At 29.5% G+C, this 19,041-nt stretch carries 16 protein-coding genes; 10 read left to right on the plus strand and 6 right to left on the minus strand.

Translation table 11 applies throughout. From position 1 onward, the window contains the following. Positions 1-100 precede the first annotated feature (100 nt). The 6 genes from DPIF8902391_RS03500 to DPIF8902391_RS03525 all read left to right on the plus strand — a co-directional run bounded on the left by DPIF8902391_RS03500 (position 101) and on the right by DPIF8902391_RS03525 (position 5,854). Entirely contained in the window at positions 101-586 is a 486-nt protein-coding gene (locus DPIF8902391_RS03500; protein WP_058886031.1) for a GNAT family N-acetyltransferase, read from the plus strand. Next, a complete protein-coding gene (locus DPIF8902391_RS03505; RefSeq protein WP_172505049.1) occupies positions 573-1,847 on the plus strand; it encodes an aspartate kinase in 1,275 nt (424 codons plus the stop codon). Before DPIF8902391_RS03500 ends, DPIF8902391_RS03505 begins: the two co-directional genes overlap by 14 nt. Before the next feature lie 56 nt (positions 1,848-1,903). Beyond that, positions 1,904-3,712, plus strand: a complete 1,809-nt coding sequence (locus DPIF8902391_RS03510; RefSeq protein WP_172505050.1) for a GNAT family N-acyltransferase — start codon at positions 1,904-1,906, stop codon at positions 3,710-3,712. Positions 3,713-3,875: 163 nt separating this feature from the next. Next, positions 3,876-4,127, plus strand: coding sequence for a hypothetical protein (locus DPIF8902391_RS03515; RefSeq protein WP_172505051.1), 252 nt, complete (start codon positions 3,876-3,878; stop codon positions 4,125-4,127). Positions 4,128-4,271: 144 nt separating this feature from the next. After that, on the plus strand, positions 4,272-5,552 hold the full coding sequence (locus DPIF8902391_RS03520) for a hypothetical protein (RefSeq protein WP_198912906.1): 1,281 nt from the start codon (positions 4,272-4,274) through the stop codon (positions 5,550-5,552). Next, positions 5,549-5,854: a hypothetical protein gene (locus DPIF8902391_RS03525; protein ID WP_172505052.1), complete on the plus strand. Its 306-nt coding sequence runs from the start codon at positions 5,549-5,551 to the stop codon at positions 5,852-5,854. Before DPIF8902391_RS03520 ends, DPIF8902391_RS03525 begins: the two co-directional genes overlap by 4 nt. Positions 5,855-5,928: 74 nt before the next feature. On the opposite strand, the gene rseP is transcribed toward DPIF8902391_RS03525, so the two are convergent. Continuing rightward, positions 5,929-7,278: an RIP metalloprotease RseP gene (gene rseP, locus DPIF8902391_RS03530; RefSeq protein WP_172505053.1), complete on the minus strand. Its 1,350-nt coding sequence runs from the start codon at positions 7,276-7,278 to the stop codon at positions 5,929-5,931. Between the two features lie 159 nt (positions 7,279-7,437). Between rseP and DPIF8902391_RS03535 the strand changes: the two genes are divergently transcribed. Beyond that, positions 7,438-8,112, plus strand: coding sequence for an SCO family protein (locus DPIF8902391_RS03535; protein WP_058886026.1), 675 nt, complete (start codon positions 7,438-7,440; stop codon positions 8,110-8,112). A 53-nt stretch (positions 8,113-8,165) separates the two neighbouring features. Here DPIF8902391_RS03535 and DPIF8902391_RS03540 read toward each other — a convergent pair whose 3' ends face one another. Further along, positions 8,166-8,510 (minus strand): SdpI family protein, encoded by a 345-nt coding sequence (locus DPIF8902391_RS03540; protein ID WP_058886025.1) that lies wholly within the window; start codon positions 8,508-8,510, stop codon positions 8,166-8,168. 30 nt (positions 8,511-8,540) lie between these two features. Then, on the minus strand, positions 8,541-9,878 hold the full coding sequence (locus tag DPIF8902391_RS03545; protein WP_172505054.1) for a serine hydrolase domain-containing protein: 1,338 nt from the start codon (positions 9,876-9,878) through the stop codon (positions 8,541-8,543). A 90-nt stretch (positions 9,879-9,968) separates the two neighbouring features. Between DPIF8902391_RS03545 and DPIF8902391_RS03550 the strand changes: the two genes are divergently transcribed. After that, entirely contained in the window at positions 9,969-11,180 is a 1,212-nt protein-coding gene (locus DPIF8902391_RS03550; protein ID WP_058886023.1) for an aminotransferase class V-fold PLP-dependent enzyme, read from the plus strand. 461 nt (positions 11,181-11,641) lie between these two features. Here the strand turns inward: DPIF8902391_RS03550 and DPIF8902391_RS03555 are convergent, their stop codons facing one another. Further along, entirely contained in the window at positions 11,642-12,343 is a 702-nt protein-coding gene (locus DPIF8902391_RS03555; protein WP_101903321.1) for a Bax inhibitor-1/YccA family protein, read from the minus strand. Positions 12,344-12,520: 177 nt separating this feature from the next. On the opposite strand from DPIF8902391_RS03555, the gene DPIF8902391_RS03560 reads away from it, so the two are divergent. Next, complete coding sequence (locus DPIF8902391_RS03560; protein WP_058886021.1) at positions 12,521-14,014, plus strand: YfcC family protein; 1,494 nt, start codon at positions 12,521-12,523, stop codon at positions 14,012-14,014. A gap of 3 nt (positions 14,015-14,017) precedes the next feature. Next, positions 14,018-15,004, plus strand: a complete 987-nt coding sequence (gene glpQ / locus DPIF8902391_RS03565; protein ID WP_172505055.1) for a glycerophosphodiester phosphodiesterase — start codon at positions 14,018-14,020, stop codon at positions 15,002-15,004. 203 nt (positions 15,005-15,207) lie between these two features. Here glpQ and DPIF8902391_RS03570 read toward each other — a convergent pair whose 3' ends face one another. After that, positions 15,208-16,455 (minus strand): hypothetical protein, encoded by a 1,248-nt coding sequence (locus tag DPIF8902391_RS03570; RefSeq protein WP_172505056.1) that lies wholly within the window; start codon positions 16,453-16,455, stop codon positions 15,208-15,210. After that, complete coding sequence (locus tag DPIF8902391_RS03575) at positions 16,442-18,943, minus strand: DUF2339 domain-containing protein (protein WP_172505057.1); 2,502 nt, start codon at positions 18,941-18,943, stop codon at positions 16,442-16,444. Before DPIF8902391_RS03575 ends, DPIF8902391_RS03570 begins: the two co-directional genes overlap by 14 nt. Positions 18,944-19,041 lie beyond the last annotated feature (98 nt).

Here is a 19,041-nt window from a genome sequence, read left to right on the forward strand (position 1 = left end):
TACATCTTAAAATTTTAACAAATAGAAACGATGTGTTTTAATTTTCTATTTGTTTTTTGGCAATATATATTAAGAATTACCTTTGCTTAAAATACAAGTGATGAGTTTTATAATTAGAGAAGGAGAAAAAAAAGATGCACAATCAATATTAAATTTAATTATTGAATTAGCTATTTTTGAAAAAGAACCAAATGCTGTTGAAATTAATCTTGAAACGTTAATTTTAGATGGTTTTTCTGATAATCCGAAGTTTAAAACCTTTGTAGCTCAAGAGATTGATGGAACAATTATAGGAATGACACTTTTTTATGAGCGCTATTCTACATGGAAAGGAAAATCAATTCATTTAGAAGATTTAATGGTTACTCAAACAAAAAGAGGCATTGGCGCAGGTAAAAAATTATACGGTTCTGTGATGAATTATGCACAAAAAAATGGTTTTAAAAGAGTTGCTTGGGAGGTATTAGATTGGAATACAAATGCCATCGATTTTTATAAAAATACAGGTGCAACAGTTTATAATCAGTGGCGAGTTTGCCAAATGGATGAACAGCATTTAACACAATTTTGTAATGAGAATATTTAAGTTTGGAGGAGCATCAGTAAAAGATGCCGATGCTGTAAAAAACGTAGCAAACGTGTTGCAGCACGAAGGTACAGAAAATGTTTTGATAGTCATTTCGGCAATGGGAAAAATGACCAATGCTTTTGAAGAAATTATCAATGCTTATTTTTATAAAAAAGATAATTTAAAAGAAGCGATTTGTTTTGTTGAAAATTTTCATCAAAAAATAGTAACCGATTTATTTGGTAAAAAGCATCCTGTTTTTAATAAAGTAAACCATTTATTAGGCGAATTAAGTGGTTTTATGGTTCAAAATACTTCGGATGATTATGATTACCTATATGATCAGATGGTTGGTTTTGGCGAGTTGTTATCGACGACTATTGTGAGTGCTTATTTATCTGAAATTGGCGTAGAAAACAAGTGGATAGACGTTAGAAACTGCATTAAAACTGATGCCAATTATAGAGATGCAAAAGTAGATTGGAAGCTAACCGAAGCGCAAATAAATACGCATATTGTTAAAAAAACCTTAAATATTACCCAAGGTTTTTTAGGAAGTACATGGCTTAAAACAGTTAAAAACAAGCAAAATACGCCTATAACAACAACCCTAGGAAGAGAAGGTTCTGATTACACCGCAGGTATTTTTGCCTATTGTTTAGACGCTAAAAGTGTAACTATTTGGAAAGATGTTTCTGGTGTTTTAAATGCCGATCCTCGGGTGTTTACACAAACGGAATTGCTACACGAAATTTCTTATACCGAAGCTATTGAAATGGCTTTTTATGGCGCATCTGTAATTCATCCAAAAACGATTCAACCTTTAGAGAAAAAAAATATTCCACTATTTGTGCGTTCTTTTGATGATTTATCAAACAAAGGAACTTGTGTAGGAAAAGGTACTAAAATTAACCCTGAAGTACCGTGTTTTATAGTGAAAAAAGATCAAATTTTGATTTCAATTTCAGCTAAAGATTTTTCTTTTATGGTAGAAAGCAATATCAGTGCTGTTTTTGAGAAATTACATAAATATAAATTAAAGGTAAATTTAATTCAAAATTCAGCCATTAGTTTTTCGGTTTGTGTAGAAGATAAATATGATTTATTTGACGCTTTTTACACTGAATTAAAATCAGATTTTAAGATAAAAACTTACAAAGAAGTTACACTTTATACGATTCGTCATTTTGATGAAAAAGCGCTTCAAAAAATACGTAAAAAAGGAAAATCAATTATAAGTCAAATTAATACAGAAACAGCGCAGTTGGTTATACAATAAAAAATTACAGTCTCGCAAAATTCAGTTATATTTGCATTTATGCCAAATTTGAATTAATGGGAATAGTTACATCAAAAGAAATTGCTAAAGTTATCGGATTAGATAAATTAGGTGTTGTAGGAACTTTTACAGGATGGTTATTGATGAGAGTTTTACGCATTTCTGCAATTAATAAAATATATGATAATAATAAAGATAAAACAGATTTAGAATTTTTAAATGGTGTTTTAGCTGACTGTAAAGTTACTTACGAAATACCTGAAGAAGATTTAAAAAGAATTCCTAAAGAAGGACCTTTTATTACCATTTCTAATCATCCTTTAGGAGCTATGGATGGTGTTTTATTACTTAAAATATTAGTAGAAAAAAGACCTGATTACAAAATTATAGCCAATTTTTTATTACATAAAATTGAACCTTTACAGCCGTATATAATGCCCGTAAATCCTTTTGAAGATAGAAAGGATGCTAAATCGAGTATTGCAGGAATTAAAAATTCATTATTGCATTTACGTGAAGGAAAACCTTTAGGGATTTTTCCTGCGGGAGAAGTTTCTACGCATCGTGATGGTAAATTAATGGTTGATAAACCTTGGGAAGATGGAGCTGTACGCTTAATTAAAAAAGCAAAAGTACCGGTAATTCCTATTTATTTTCATGCTAAAAACAGCCCGTTATTTTATTTACTGTCTAGGATTAGTGGAACTCTTAGAACGGCAAAATTACCATCGGAAGCAGTTTCTCAAAATAATAAGGTGATAAAAGTACGAATAGGAAAAGCTATTTCTGTAAAAGATCAGGCGGAATTTAAAGATATTCCTTCTTTTTATCAATTTATAAGAAAGAAAACATATATGTTGGCGAATCCTTTTGAAAAAGAAACGTCAAAAATATTATCACCTCAAAATTTAAAAATACCTAAAAAAGCTAAAAAAATTACGGCACAAAGAGCGCCTGATTTATTTGCTAAAGAGGTGGATGCTTTAAGAGAAAAGGGAAGCCGATTATTAGAAAGTAAAAATTATGAGGTCTTTTTTGCAAATGCGAAAGAAATACCAAATATTTTACATGAGATTGGTCGTTTACGTGAAATTACTTTTAGAGATATTGGTGAAGGAACAAACAAAGCCATCGATTTAGATAAGTTTGATAAATATTATCATCACCTATTTTTATGGGACAGCGTTGCTAAAGAATTGGTTGGGGCTTACCGAATGGGCTTAGGGAAAGATATTTTTAAAAAGTACGGAATTAACGGTTTTTATATACATACTTTATTTCGAATTGAGCCTGAATTGTATAGCATGATGGAAAGTTCGATGGAGTTAGGGCGTGCTTTTGTTGCAAAGAGTTATCAGCAAAAACCAATGCCGTTATTTTTACTTTGGAAAGGAATTGTACACGTTACATTGCGTCATCCTGAATATAAATATTTATTGGGTGGTGTGAGTATTAGCAATAAATTTTCGGCGTTTTCCAAGTCGTTAATGATTGAGTTTATGAAGTCTCATTATTACGATCCGTATGTGGCGCAATATATTTATCCTAAGCAAGAATTTAAAGTAAAATTAAAAGATGCCGATAAAGATTTTGTGTTTGATGCCACCAAAGCAGATATGCAAAAATTCGATAAAATTATTGATGAAATTGAGCCAGGGGCATTGCGTATGCCCGTGCTTATTAAAAAATATGTGAAGCAAAACGGACGTTTAGTAGCCTTTAATGTCGATCCGAAATTTAATAATGCTGTGGATGGTTTGCTGTATATAAAAGTAGCTGAAATACCTGATAGCACCTTAAAACCTGTTATAGAAGAGTATCAGGCACAATTAGAAAAGCAAGCTTCTGAAAATTTAAAGAAGTAGTTTTTAAAGGTTTTGAAATCAAATAAAATAGAAAAGCATCGTAGTTATTACGATGCTTTTTGTGTGGTATAAATTATTATTTAAAAGACAGTATTTCAATACTATTTGTAATTTTTTATCTGAATATGATGATATATATATATTCGTGTAAAATTTAATATATATGAAAACAAGAAAAAACAAAATTGAAAAAATTTTAAAAGCATGGCTACTATGTTTTAGTATTTCCTTACTTTTATGGAGTTGTGAAAATGAAGAAATTTTAAATACATCAAAAGCGATAACAAATGATAAAAATATTGAGGTAACTTCTATTACTTTAAATGAATTATATAATAATAAACAATTAAGTGAAAAAATTAAAGCAATAAACCCAATATTAGATATTCATCTAAAAAATATTCAAAGTCGTTAGAAAATCCAACAAAAATATACTGTTTTAACAGATGAAATTATAAAAATTCAAGAAAATAAAATTGATACTTATACTTTTAGAATAGGGAATAATGATTACAATACTTATTATTTTGAAAATTTAGTTATAAAAAAAGAAAAAAATATGTATAAATATTATGTATATTCTTATGAAGCTAATTCAGATGACCAAATCTTTACTTTAAAGATAAAACATATTACAAGTAATCAACTAAATTCATCTATAGAACAACAATTAAATAAAGTAGCAGCTTATGATGAAATCACTAGTTGTTGGTATACAGAGTCTTTTGACAGAGACTGTAATTGTCGATATGTAGAAGTTAATTTTTGCCATAGTAGTGGTGGCGGCGGTAGCTATGGTGCAGTTAGTAGCGGTGGTAGTATTAAAACTATAAAAGATAATTTAAATAATTATAATACAAGTGGGAATAATAGTTTTAATACTAATAATATTGGAAGTAATTCAAGTAGTTCGGGTATTTCATATGTAGGTGTATTGAATCCTCCTTTATTAGAATGTGGCGATGGTTATGAAAGATATTTTGATAAAGATTTAGGTCCTAGAGGGCAAAATATATGTAAACGCATAGCAATAGAAAATTTTTTAGGATTATCACTTCAAGAAACAAATTGGTTAAATAAACCTGAAAACAAATTAATTAAAACTAATATTGAAAATTTTTTAGATAAAAATAATAGTGATGCAGATGCTAAAAATTGGATTAAACAGGCCTTTGAAGAGCTTATAACTGAAAATGAAATTGATTACAATGTTTCAAATCTTGTAGATGCAGAGCCTGTTAAAAAATATATGGGAACTATTTCAAATTTTAAATTTTTACTCGATAATAGTCCAAGAAAAGTTGGTGAATTTAAAGGAGTTGAAGCTAGTGATTATTTGAAAAGCTTAGGAGAAACTAAATTTAATCTCTCACAATTTCGACCATTACCTACACAAACAGGTTTTTTTAACAATAAAATCGGAAGATATATATATACAAAAAAAGGGGGATGGATTGATATGGCACACTTTATGTTTTATGCGGGTAAAGCTTATCAGTACAAACTTAATGGTAAAATCAACCCAATAGGTGAGGCTGTGCAAGATGGATTTAAACAAGAACTATCAGACTCTTTTGTTGCTAAACATTCTGCTTACAGTTATGAAGATTTACCTAGTGATAAGTTTGGAGCTAAATTTGCAGTAAATCACTTCAATATTCAAAGTAATTTAACTTTTAGTGAACAATTAACTAATTATTTTAATAATGTATTAAAAGCATCTACTCCTAAGAGTGCTCCAAATTACAATGATACTCCCAGTAACGATTCAAAAAATAACCCTACAAAAACAAATAAAACTACAACACCAATATTTACATTACAAAATAACGAATTATGAAAAAAAGATATATTTATATAATTATTATTTGTGTTTTTATTTTCAGTTGTATTCTTTTTTTAAGAAATAAAGAGTCTTATAGTTATGTAGAAAAAGGGAATGAAATGATTAATAAAGTTTATCTCTATAAAAAAGAACATAAAAAATTTCCTGATTCAACTTCTAATTTTATTATTAACACTGAAATGGGACAAGGACCATATTACAAAAAGCTAAATGATACAGTATTTATTGTTTATTATAATCTAGGTTTAGATCATGATCAACTAATATTTAATTCTTTTACAAAAGAATGGAAATAATAAAATTATAACATCTATATAAAAAAAGCATCGTAAATTTTACGATGCTTTTTTTTGTTTAAAAAAGAACTATTTTACTTAAAAAACGTCCTAAAAATATCATTTCCATTGGCAAATAAAAGCAAGGTTATCAACAAAATAAAACCTACTAATTGTGCATATTCTAAAAATTTATCACCAGGTTTTTTACCGGTAATCATTTCCCATAAAGTGAACACTACATGACCACCATCTAAGGCAGGAATTGGCAATAAATTCATAACGCCTAACATAATTGATAAGAAAGCAGTGATGTTCCAAAAAACTTCCCAGCTAAATTCGGCAGGAAAAATACTTCCGATTGAAATAAAACCTCCCAAACCTTTGTAAGCACCTGTACTTGGGTTAAAAACCTTTTTTAATTGCTTAATATAATTGGTAACCGTTGACCATGCTTTTACTGTTCCCGCAGGAATCGCTTCGCTAATTGAATATGTTTTTTTAGCTAATTTATAATAGCCTAATTTCTCTAAATCTTTTGATGATAATTGCCCTAATCCAACTCCTAATTTTCCTTTTTCAGTAATTTTTACAGGAATACTTAAGCTTTCAGAAGCTCTTTGAATAGTTATATTAACCGCTTGTCCTTTGTTTTTTTCTAGTTCAATTTTTGCCTGATCTAAATATTTTGTTGAAACACCATTTATAGCAGTAACAATATCTTTTGCTTGTAAATCGCTATTAATATTTGGTGAATCTTTAGAAATATTTGCAATAACAAGCGGTAAACGAACCGAAATAAAACTTCCAGAATTTTTATCTCTATCAACTAATTTTGAAATAAAATCGGTAGGAATTTCTTTTTCAATAACAACGCCATTTCTTTGAATCGTATAATTATTTCCGTTGATAAACTCTAAAGGAAGTTCACTAAATTTTCGAATTGCTTGCCCGTCAATCGTTAATATTTTATCACCAGTTTGTAAACCTAAATCTTTTCCTAATTGACTTTGTACCCAAACACCATCTTTAAGATTTTCGTTTGGTAAAAATTTTTCACCATAAGCATACATCAAACAAATGTAAATTACAATCCCTAAAATAAAGTTTACCGTAACTCCACCTAACATAATAATTAAACGTTGCCATGCTGGTTTAGAACGAAATTCCCAAGGTTGTGCAGGTTTGCTCATTTGCTCGGTATCCATACTTTCGTCAATCATTCCCGCTATTTTTACGTAGCCTCCAAGTGGAATCCACCCGATTCCATAAACAGTATCGCCTATTTTCTTTTTGAAGATAGAAAACTTATAATCAAAAAATAAGTAAAATTTTTCAACCTTAGTTTTAAATATTTTTGCGGGTATAAAATGCCCTAATTCATGTAAAACAATTAAGAGCGATAAGCTCAAAATAAATTGTACTGCTTTTATTAACGTCTCCATAAAGATGTATTTCTAAATTTAAAAATAGCACAAATGTACGTATTTTCAATACAGCTGTAAAAGTTTGTAGTATTGATGTGGTTTTGTTTTTATATTTTTCTTTAGATAAGATATATAAAAGTTGTTTTTAGCTGTATTTTAGCTGAAATTTAATCAAAAATGGATTTAAAATTCTTTAAAAAATCAAAAAGTACCTTACTTTTTTTACTTGTTTTTTCTTTGATAGGCATTCCTGTTTTTTATCATTTGGTAAAAGTAGAGGATAGATTGCCTGTTTACAATCCTGCCGATATCAACCCTCGATTGGTAGATACATCAGTGCGTTCAAAATCAAAAAATCATAAGATTGGCGCTTTTAAACTCATCAATCAAAATGGCGAAATAATTACCAATGCCAATTATAAAGATAAAATTTATATCGCCGATTTCTTTTTTACCCGATGCCAAACAATTTGTCTTTTGATGGCATATAATATGAGTGAATTGCAAGAAAATTTTAAAGATGATGACGAGATTATGTTTTTATCGCATTCGGTAACCCCTGTAATGGATAGCGTTCCGCAATTAAAAAAATATGCCGATGCAAAAGGCGTAATTGATGGAAAATGGAACGTAACCACTGGCGATAAAAAGCATATTTATAACTTAGCACGTAAGCATTATTTTGCTGTTTTAGATGAAGGCGATGGCGGAGAACAAGATTTTGTACATACCGAAAACTTTGTTTTAATCGATAAAAAAGGACAAATTCGAGGCATGTATGACGGCACAAAAGAAGAAAATATGCAAAAAATTATAGATGATGTTATCTTGTTAAAACAGGAATATAAATAGAATATAATAGACCTCACAGGTTTTTAAAACCTGTGAGGTCTGACAGACTAATTTTACTTTAATTTATTTCCTTCATCATCAAAATTTTTGCTAATTTCTTGCTCTGTTTTAATTACCGATACCGCTAACGACAATAACATAATCGCCATAGGTTGCCAGCTGATGGTTTTATTTAAAGAAACAAAAATCAACGATGCCACCAATGAAATACTCGAATAGATTAAAAATTGTTTGGTGAAAAAGCTATTGGCAAATTGCCAAATTGTATCATTTTTGATGGTTTTATTGGTTCGGTATCCGTAGATTAAATTTATTTTTTTAGGTGGGAAAAAATAAAAGATAATACTGAATAAGAATAAAAATCCGTTTATGGAAAGTACGTAATAATAAGGGTTCATATTTATTTTTTAATTTATTTTAGTTATTTTTTAGTCTTTAATTGAAGCTATTATTTCTTTTAAAAATAGATTCATATCGGCATTTTTGGTTAATCCTGTACGAACGATGACCAAATTTTCAGTGGGCAAAATAAACACATTCTGTCCTTTATACCCATTAAAAGAATACATATTTTTAGGAACATCAGCATATTTTTCGCCAGCATTTAACCAAATTTGCGCACCGTATTGCTTATCGGAAGTTGGGGTAGGCGTGGTGGCGTACTCTACCCAATCTTTATCAAAAAGATGTTTGCCATTCCACTGACCATTATGTAAGTATAAAAGCCCGAGTTTTGCCCAATCTCTAGTGGTTGCCCAGCCGTAAGAAGAGCCTACAAAATTACCACTCATATCAGTTTCTATAAGCATTGAATTCATGCCGATTTTATCGATTAAAGCGCTGTACCAATAATCTAAATATGCTTGATGCGTGCTAAATTTACTGCGGATAAGCCCCGAAATTAAATTGGTTGTTCCTGATGAATAATTCCAATTTTCGTTTGGTTTTGATGTTAAAGGCTTTTTTAATGGTGTTTTAGTCATGTCATTTTCTAGGAAAAGCATTTTTGTAGCATCGCAAATACTGTTGTAATCTTCTTTCCAAGCCAAGCCTGAATTCATCTGTAATAAATTATGAAGCGTAATATTTTTACGTTTATCGTTTTTCCATTCTTCAAATAAATTAGCAGCATTTATATTTATTTTGCCTTCACACTGCATAATTCCAACAATCGTACTGACAATGCTTTTAGTCATCGACCAACCTAATTGTTTGGAGTTTTTATTAAAACCATCGGCATATTTTTCGGCAATAATTTGATCTTTATAAATTACTAAAATCGATCGTGTTTTGTTTTTTGCATCAAAAAGGGTGTCAATAACGTTGTTTAATTTTTTATAATTGATATTCTTAAAAATGCTGTCTTTCTGATTGGCATTTCCGTACGGAAAAGGCGCAGTATTATCGGGTTTACTACGTTTTGGAATGGGTGTTTTTTTAGTGATATCATAATCATTATTAATTAAAACAGCGCCTAAACCTTCACGATAAACGGCTTTTCGGGTTAATAAACCAAAAACGGAACCTGTTGCCGATTTTTCCTGGATATTTATTTCATCCGAAGTTAAATTAATAGGAGTGAAGTTGTTGTCGTTTTTATCGGTAAATTCTAAACTTCTACCCGCCAAAAAAATGGAGGAAGCGGTGTTTTTAGCCGAATATCCTGCTAGTATGTTTAGCTTCGGATAATTTAAATAAACAAGAATGCTAAGTGTTAAAACACTAAAAAAAGTGATGAATAACACGATTTTCTTTAAATTTTTCATAAAAAACAGTTTTAACAAATGTAAGAATTTAATTGATTGATGTTTGTAATTGAAATACAACTGCTACCTTTGTTACAAATATTATTTTTTATGTTTATTGTAGATAAAATTAGAGCTGATTTCCCGATTCTTAACCGAGAAGTTCACGGAAAAAAATTAGTATATTTTGATAACGGAGCAACTTCTCAAACGCCACAAATTGTTATTGATGCCATTGTTGATTATTATTCAAATTACAATGCAAATATTCATCGAGGCGTGCATACGTTAAGCCAAGAAGCTACCGATAAATATGAAGAAGCGCGTTTAAAAGTGCAACAACATTTTAACGCTAAACATTCGTATGAAATTATTTTAACCGCAGGAACAACGCATAGTATTAATGTGGTTGCTTCGGGTTTTTCGGCTATTTTAAAAGCAGGAGATCAGGTAATTGTATCGTCTTTAGAGCATCATTCAAATATTGTTCCTTGGCAAATGCTTTGTGAAAAAACGGGGGCTATTTTAAAGGTAATTCCGATGAATGAAGATGGTTCTTTACGCATGGATATATATCATGAATTATTAAATGCAAACACGAAATTGGTGTTTTGTAATCATGTTTCAAATGCCTTAGGAATTATCAATCCGATTAAAGAAATTATTCATGCGGCACATAAATTTGGTGCCTATGTTTTAATTGATGGAGCGCAAGCAGTACCGCATATAAAACCAGATGTACAAGGGTTAGATGCTGATTTTTATGTAGCATCGGCACATAAAATGTGTGGACCAACAGGGGTTGGTGTATTGTACGGAAAAGAGGAATTGTTAAAATTATTACCACCTTATCAAGGAGGTGGCGAAATGATTGAAACGGTAACTTTTGAAAAAACAACCTACGCAGGATTGCCTCATAAATTTGAAGCAGGAACGCCAAATATTTGCGGTGGAATTGCTTTTGGAGCGGCAATAGATTACTTAAATTCAATAGGTTTTGATAATATCGCCAAACAAGAAGACGAATTATTAGCCTACGGAACACAAGAATTAGAAAAAATTGAAGGCTTAAAAATTTACGGAACAAGCGATAAGGTTGCTGTAATTTCTTTTAATTTAGAAGGGATTCATCCGTATGATGTAGGGTCGATTTTAGATAAATTAGGCGTTGCCGTTCGTACCGGGCATCATTGTGCACAACCGATTATGAATTTTTACGGAATCCCTGGAACTGTTAGAGCATCGTTTGCTTTTTATAATACAAAACAAGAAATTGACGTTTTAGTAGCTTCTGTAAAAAGAGCGAAAATGATGTTGAGTTAATTTCTTTTTTTTAATAATTGAGTTTTATATATTAAAAAACCTCACAGATTTTTAAATTCTGTGAGGTTTTTGTTATTTATAGCTTGTTTAAAAATAAAATAAACTGTCAGTTCGAGTGATTTTTTTCCTTCAAAAAAATTGTATCGAGAACTTTTTTGTGTAAAATTCATCAACATAAAAGAACTCAAATTCTCGATACAATTTTAATTCCTTTTAGTCATTAAAATCACTCGAATTGACAAGAATTATCAAAAAAAGCGAATAACTACGGCAAATCAGGATGCAAAACTGAACTAAATTCAGTTTGACGGACGGAATTTAGATAATACACTTGGTTTTATCTACTTATAAAATGAAGCAGAAATTCCTAGCCCCGATTGAAGCAATTGTTTGAGCTCTTTTTTTGATTTTTCTTCAAAAAAAAGCGAGTGCGGAAAGCGGGAAATAGCTTCAAATAATTTTTAATCTCTTGACATAAAAATTTGTAAAACATACCAAAATAACAGCATTAACGAAGCAAATAATCCGATGGCGGCAGGGATATAATCATCAGTAGAAAATTTGTGAACAAGGTTTGAGGTTTGGTATAAAATAGACCCCGCAGCTAATACGCACATTCCTACAGAAAACCATAAACCAAGGTTAAAACCAAATAATGTTCCTGCAATTAATAAGGCAATGGCAATGAAAAAACCAATGCTTAAACCTGCTTTTATAAAGGAAAAATCTTTTTTGGTGATAAATACAATTGATGAAATTCCTGCAAATAATCCTAGGGTTACAATTCCTGCTTGCTTGATAATTTCAAAATTATTGGTGTATGAAATTGCCATGTAAATTAACGGAATAAAGATAAATGCTTCGGCAAATACATAGCCAGAATAGGCTAAATATTGTAAGTTTTTGTCGGTTGTTTTTAAGGCGGTGCTTTCGGCATAATTGGTTATTAGCATAAAACCACCGAGCAATAACAGCCACTTGTAGCCTTGTGTCATTGATAATGCAAATTCGACAATGCTGGCGTTTTGCAATAATAAATATTCAAAAAAGATAAATAATAATACGCCTAAACCAACGTGTGCGTATGTTTTTTTGTAAAAAGAAACGCGGTCTGTTACTGATAATTGCCCTACGCGAATTTTGTTGTTAAATGAGTTTTCCATGAAAATTTTTTAAGATAAAATGTAAATGTAAAGGTATGTTTTTTAAGCGAAATTTAATTTTTGTTTTACTTTTTGAAAAAACCTTTTTTGTAATTTTTGTTTCATAATTATTTATCTAACAAGGGCTGTCTGTGTCTTGAATTTGTTTTACTTTTATCAAAAATAAAATTTTACATTTTGAAAAATATTAAATTTCCTACACCGCATACTATTTTGTTATTAATAGCTGGTTTGGTGGCACTTTTAACTTGGTTTATTCCTGCGGGTAAATTTGATGCTTTGCAGTATCAAAAAAGTAGTAACTCGTTTACATATTCACATTTAAAAGAACAAAAAATACTTCCTGCAACTCAAGAATCATTAGCGGAATTAGGGATTAAAATTCCTTTAGAAAAATTTACAAATGGCGATATTTCTAAACCGATTAGTGTGCCAGGAACTTACACCGAATTACCTGCGCAACCTCAAGGAGTTTTGGCTTTTTTTAAATCGCCAATAAGAGGAATTACCCAATCGTCAGACATTATTTTGTTTGTGTTGATTTTAGGAGGTGTTATCGGAATTATGAATTTTACGGGTGCTTTTGATGCAGGAATTGCATGGCTGGCAAAAAAATTAAAAGGGAAAGAATATTGGTTAATTTTTGTGGTAATAAGTTTAATAGCGGCGGGTGGAACTACCTTCGGATTGGCAGAAGAAACCATTGCTTTTTACCCTATTTTGATTCCTATATTTTTGGCGGCAAGATACGATGCTATTGTTGCTTTAGCCTGTGTTTATATAGGTTCGTCTATTGGAACTATGTGTTCAACAGTAAACCCGTTTAGTGTGATTATTGCTTCGGATGCGGCAGGAATTAACTGGACAACAGGTTTTGCCGGAAGGTTATTAATGCTGGTTTGTGGAATTGTTATTTGTGTTATTTATATTTTACGTTATGCTAATAAAGTTCAAAAAGATCCGACAAAATCAATTATTTACGACCAAAAAGAAATGATTGAAAATATCTTTGGAAGTAGTACTTCTGACACCCATGTTTTAACAGGAAGATTGCGTATTATATTAACTGTTTTTACGCTTTGTTTTGTAGTAATGATTTACGGAGTTTCTCGTTTAGAATGGTGGTTTGAAGAAATGACTGTGGTCTTTTTAGTAGGGGCAATTCTTATTGGTTTTTTAGCCAAAATGAAGGAAGAAAATTTTGTAACAACCTTTATAAAAGGCGCAAATGATTTGTTGGGTGTTGCGTTTATTATTGGAATCGCACGAGGGGTTTCAATATTGATGGAACAAGGATTAATTAGCGATACTATTTTACAAAACGCTAGTGAATTTACTACAGGAATGCCAAAAGGAATTTTTGCAAACGTGTTATTGTTTATTTATTCGGGCTTATCATTTTTTATTCCAAGTTCGTCAGGAATGGCGGTTTTAACCATGCCGATAATGTCGCCACTAGCCGATACGGTTGGTATTGGGCGTGAAATTATTGTCAATACTTATTTATACGGAATGGGTTTATTTTCGTTTATAAATCCAACAGGATTAATTTTAGCCTCTTTGGCAATTGTAAAAGTTGGTTATGATAGATGGCTGAAATTTGCACTTCCTTTGGTTGTTATTTTAACAATTTTCACCATGATTTCTTTAACAATTCAGGTATATTTATAGACGATGAAATATTATTATACATTTATTCTTTGCTTTTTTATCTTCGGATGTAATAAGGTAGACAAAACGAGTATTAAAAAGATGAAATCACCTAAAATAGTAATTGCACATCGTGGTGCATCAGGATATTTACCCGAACATACCATGGAGGCTAAAGCAATGGCGTATGCTATGAATCCTGATTATATTGAGCAAGATTTGGTACTAAGTAAAGATAATGTTCCAATTGTTATTCACGATATTTATTTAGATGATGTAACCAATGTTGCGCTTGTTTTTCCTGATAAAAAAAGAGCGGATAATCGGTATTATGTAATCGATTTTACTTTTGATGAATTACAGCAATTACAAGTAACCGAACGGTTTGATACCAAAACACAAAAACAATTTTATCCAAAGCGATTTCCTAAAGGAAAAGGAAATTTTAAACTTCATTCTTTACAACAAGAAATTGAACTTATTCAAGGTTTAAATTATAGTACAAATAAAAATATTGGAATTTATCCAGAGATAAAAAATCCTGATTTTCATCATAAAAATGGAAAAGATATCGCTAAAATAACTCTAAATATTCTTTCTGATTATGGATATAAAACCAAAAAAGATGCTTGTATTTTTCAATGTTTTGATGCCAAGGAATTAGAAAGAATTCGAAAAGAACTAAAATCGGATTTGTTTTTAGTGCAGTTAATAGAATTTGATGAGCAAGTTAAAAAATTAGAACATTTTGCAACTTATGCCGATGGAATAGGACCGTGGTATAAGCAAATTTTAGCCGATAAAGTAGCCGATAAATTTACCTTTACAAACTTAGTTTTAAAGGCGCATCAGCTCGGCTTAAAAGTACATCCGTATACTTTTAGAGCCGATAGTTTAGACGAGTTTTCTTCGTTTGAACAAATGATGCAGGTATTATTTTTTGAAGCGAATATTGATGGCGGTTTTACTGATTTTCCTGATAAAATGGTCACTTTTTTGAATGAGAATTAAACTTTTAAATGTCAGTTTCACATCCTGATTTGCCACCATTTTGTCAATTCGAGTGATTTTAATTACTAGAAGGAATTAAAATTGTATCGAGAATTTTATTTTGATTCCTTTTGATGCTAAAAAATTACTTGAACTGACAGATTATTTGTGAACTTTTGTAATAATATTTTATTGACTAAAATTTAAACAGGTTCTTAAATTTTTTAAGATTGTTTTTTTTCTTGACTATCAATATCTTTTATCAGTTTAAATGCAAAATAAATAATCCCTAAAGAAGCTAAAAGAATACAAATCCACATAAAAATAGTGGTTTGCCAAAAAGGTATATTTTTAGGCGATACGGCTTTGCTTTTGTTTTTAGAAAACGATGTAATATTTGTTTCAGCAATGTTTTTTGTAGTCGATGAAATGAAATTTCCTAAATCGTATGACGGTTTTGTTAAAGTGGAATCAACTATTATTTTGTAATTAGTTGCTTTCTTCAAATTAGCAATTAAATAGATTGGCTTCTGAAAGAATTGAATATTTTCTATTGCTAAAGCAGGATTATCTTTATTTTCAATTTCGATAATAAATTCTTTTTCATTTAAATTATTAAAGGTAAACGAATTTTTATTTTTAGAATTTAGTTTAAACGATGCAATAGTTTGGGTGTAGCTTTCTACACGTTTTTTAATTTTTCGTTCTCTTTTTACAAGTATTTTAGCATTTCTTAGAAAAAAATCGGAATCAATTTTAAAAGAAATACTATTGATATTATGCGAATTTTCAGCCGTAAATTTAAGTTGTGTAACTTTTTTCTTTTTTTCGGTAGCAATTAATTCTTGTTTGTATTGATTTATTTGAATCGCATTTTGAGTAAAAATTTTACTTTTATAAATTCCAGCTTCCAAAATATTTATGGGTAAGGAGTTTTTATCATCAAAATTAATGCGTAAAAATGGATAGGTATTTAAAGGAAAATGAATAGTTTGCTCTAAAAATATTTTTCCTGAAGCTGTTTTTTTAGGTGCGTTTTTAGGCGATAAAATACGATTAGAAATCAGCCCAAACCAGTCAGAACCATTATCACTTCCGTAAATGTTATAGCTTTTTCTGATTTTTGTATTGGCAATTTTAAGCGTAAATTTAGCTAGTTTTTCTGCCGATTTATTTTCTATTACAATTGAGGTTACAGAATCTTTAATAACATTTTTTGATGCTATTTTAAGTTGCTCAAAGGTTGAGAATTTTTTATCATTATTATAAATTAAAACATACGGAACATCATTTTTTAAAGAGTCTTTAATTCTTAAAAAATTGTAATTTTCGTTGCTAACAGCTCTAACTTTTAGAGGTAGCATTATTTTATGCAAACCGTTTTCATTTATCGGATGAATACTACCTGTATAATTTTGAGCAAAAGTAGTAAGAGAAACGAATAAGCTAATTAATAAACTATATTTTTTCATCTTGATGGTTTTTTTTAGCGTCATTTTCAATATCATTTTTAGCTGTTTTTTCATCAATAACTAATTTTTTTAATTTTTGATACACAAAAGAAATTATCAATATTAAAACTCCTAATAATATAAAAGCAATAATTTTTCCTGTTTCTGAAACGTTTTTAATATCGTAGATAAAAAGTTTTAAAATAGTGAATCCAAGTAAAGAAAGTGCGATTACTCGTAAGTTTTTCCATTGTTTTTTAATCCCAATAATTAAAAAGATAAAAGAAAAAACTCCCCAAAGTATTGGATATCCTATTTTAATAATTTGTGTTTTTGTCGCTGATATTTGGCTGCGTACAAAAATATTTTTATCGTAAAAATCATTTTCTGATTCCGTAAATTTTTCAGATAATACTACTGTATCAATTGTATTTGAAAGATGTAAACCATGTATCATTACTTCATTACTTAAAATATAGACAATAGCAAAAGTAAATATCCAAGGTAACCATTTACGTTGTTTTGGTTTTATCTTAAATAATAAATCGGATGTCTTATATAATTGATATCCAAAATAAATTAAACAACTTAAAATGATATAATGAAAGTAAAAAGCATAGGAAGTATTCGTGTTTTCTAAGAAATTTTCAATCAATTCGTTTGCTGGTAATTTGTAAAAAAACAAAATGTAACTTAGTATAGAAATGCAACTTATTAACAGTATTGCTTTTGTAAAAAGGTTGTTTTTTAAAGTGCTTGTTGTATAAATAAGTACCGAAATGAAAATAAAATGATAGGTTACAGAAAAAGATAGGGCAGAATAAATATTTGCTAAAAACTGATTTGCTTGGTAATTAGTTTCTAAAATTCCTGTAAAATAACTAGCCAAAATGGCAATTATCAAAATAAAATTAGCATAAGAATGGCTGCTAACTAGAAGCTGTTTTATTTCGGTTTTTGGAGCTTTTTTTAATAACCAATAGGTTAAAAATAACGAACAACTAACCACGAAACCTGCAATAAATAACGGATTTAAAATAACGTTTAAATCTTTTGTAAAGCTGTATTTGTCCCAATCTAAAAATAGGCTGATAAGGGTTAATATTTGTACGGCAATTGCACCAATTTTAAAGGTGTCTATTTTTGATTTTTGAGATAGCCAAAACAATAAAACAGCTTCCAAAGCCCAGAAAAGTGTAATAATATTACCTTCAAATTGAATTGGAATTGTTAAGGTAACAAAAGTTAAAGCAAGTCCGATTAATAAGTAAATAGCATTTTTATCTAATCCGAATTTTTTATATAAAATAGTAGCGTAAGTAATGTTATAAAGCGCTAATAGTAACGTAAATAATCCTGTTAAATTTGATGCTAAATCATTTAAAATTAACATTCCTAAACCAAAAAAGATAAAGGTATTTGCTACTAAAATAAAATATTCTATGTCAGAGAATTTTCCTTTATTTCGAAGGTTATTTAAAACAATAGTAATGCTAAATATAAAATAGAATAAGGTTGCAAAAATTAAAGCTCCTGTGTGTGAAAAGGTATTGCTACCTATTTTTAAATTACACCAACTTCCGAATAATATTGTTGTAAATATAAAAGATAAAACAGTTGAAACACGCCATTTTTTAAAGTAAGAAATCACTAGCATTCCGATATTTAAAATAGCGATGTAAGTAAATAATACTACGTAATTTCCTTCGCCAGTACTTACCATAAATGGTGCTGCAAAACCACCAATTAACGATAAAACAGCTAGTTCTTGCTTGTTGTAAGAAACCGAAACTAGGGTGCTAAAAATGGTTATTACCGTCATAATAGCAAAAGCTACGCTTTGACTAAATAACTCGTATTCATGAAAAGCAATATAAATAGTAAAGTAAAAAATACTAATTGCTCCCGCTACTAAAACCGAACTAAAAGAGGTGTAATTTTTCTTTAATTTATGTGCAATTGCCATAATTAATGAACCACATAAAACGCCAATTCCAACTCTTGCAGGTTCGTTTATCCAATCTTTATCGATGGCATATTTTACGAAAAAACTAATTCCTAATACTAAAATTAAGATTCCTAGTTTATTAATTAAGTTTTCACCGATGAATTTTTCTAAATCAGGGTTTTTTTCTTTAAAATTTTCAAAAAATGATTTTTCAGGAATTGATTTTACAGCCTGATCTTTGGTTTGCTGTATCGTTTGTTTTGCTATTTTTTTATCCTCTAAAACAGGTGTTGTTTTTAAAGAATTAGTAACAGAAGGTGTTATTATAATTTCCTCTTTTTTAGGAGTAGGAATTATTGGTGCTACTGTTTTAATTACTTCAGGAATTACAATTTTTTCTTCTTCGGATGCTACATTTTTATGAACTGTAACGGTATCTTTTGAAAAAACTTTTTTTTGTAAATCAGCAATTGTTTTATTGAGTTGTTCAAATTTTGTGTTTATATTTTTATTGATAAAATATAAACAGAGTAAGACGATTATAAATAAGAGTCCTTCCATAAAATATCGTTTTGAATTTTAGTTCAAATGTAATCAAAATGTAATCTTTAATGATGTGTTAGATATTTTTTATGTAAAATAAGCATCAAGAATATTAT

Origin of the sequence: Tenacibaculum finnmarkense genomovar ulcerans, from assembly GCF_900239495.1 — a bacterium.
In the GTDB taxonomy this organism is placed as follows: Bacteria; Bacteroidota; Bacteroidia; order Flavobacteriales; family Flavobacteriaceae; genus Polaribacter; species Polaribacter ulcerans.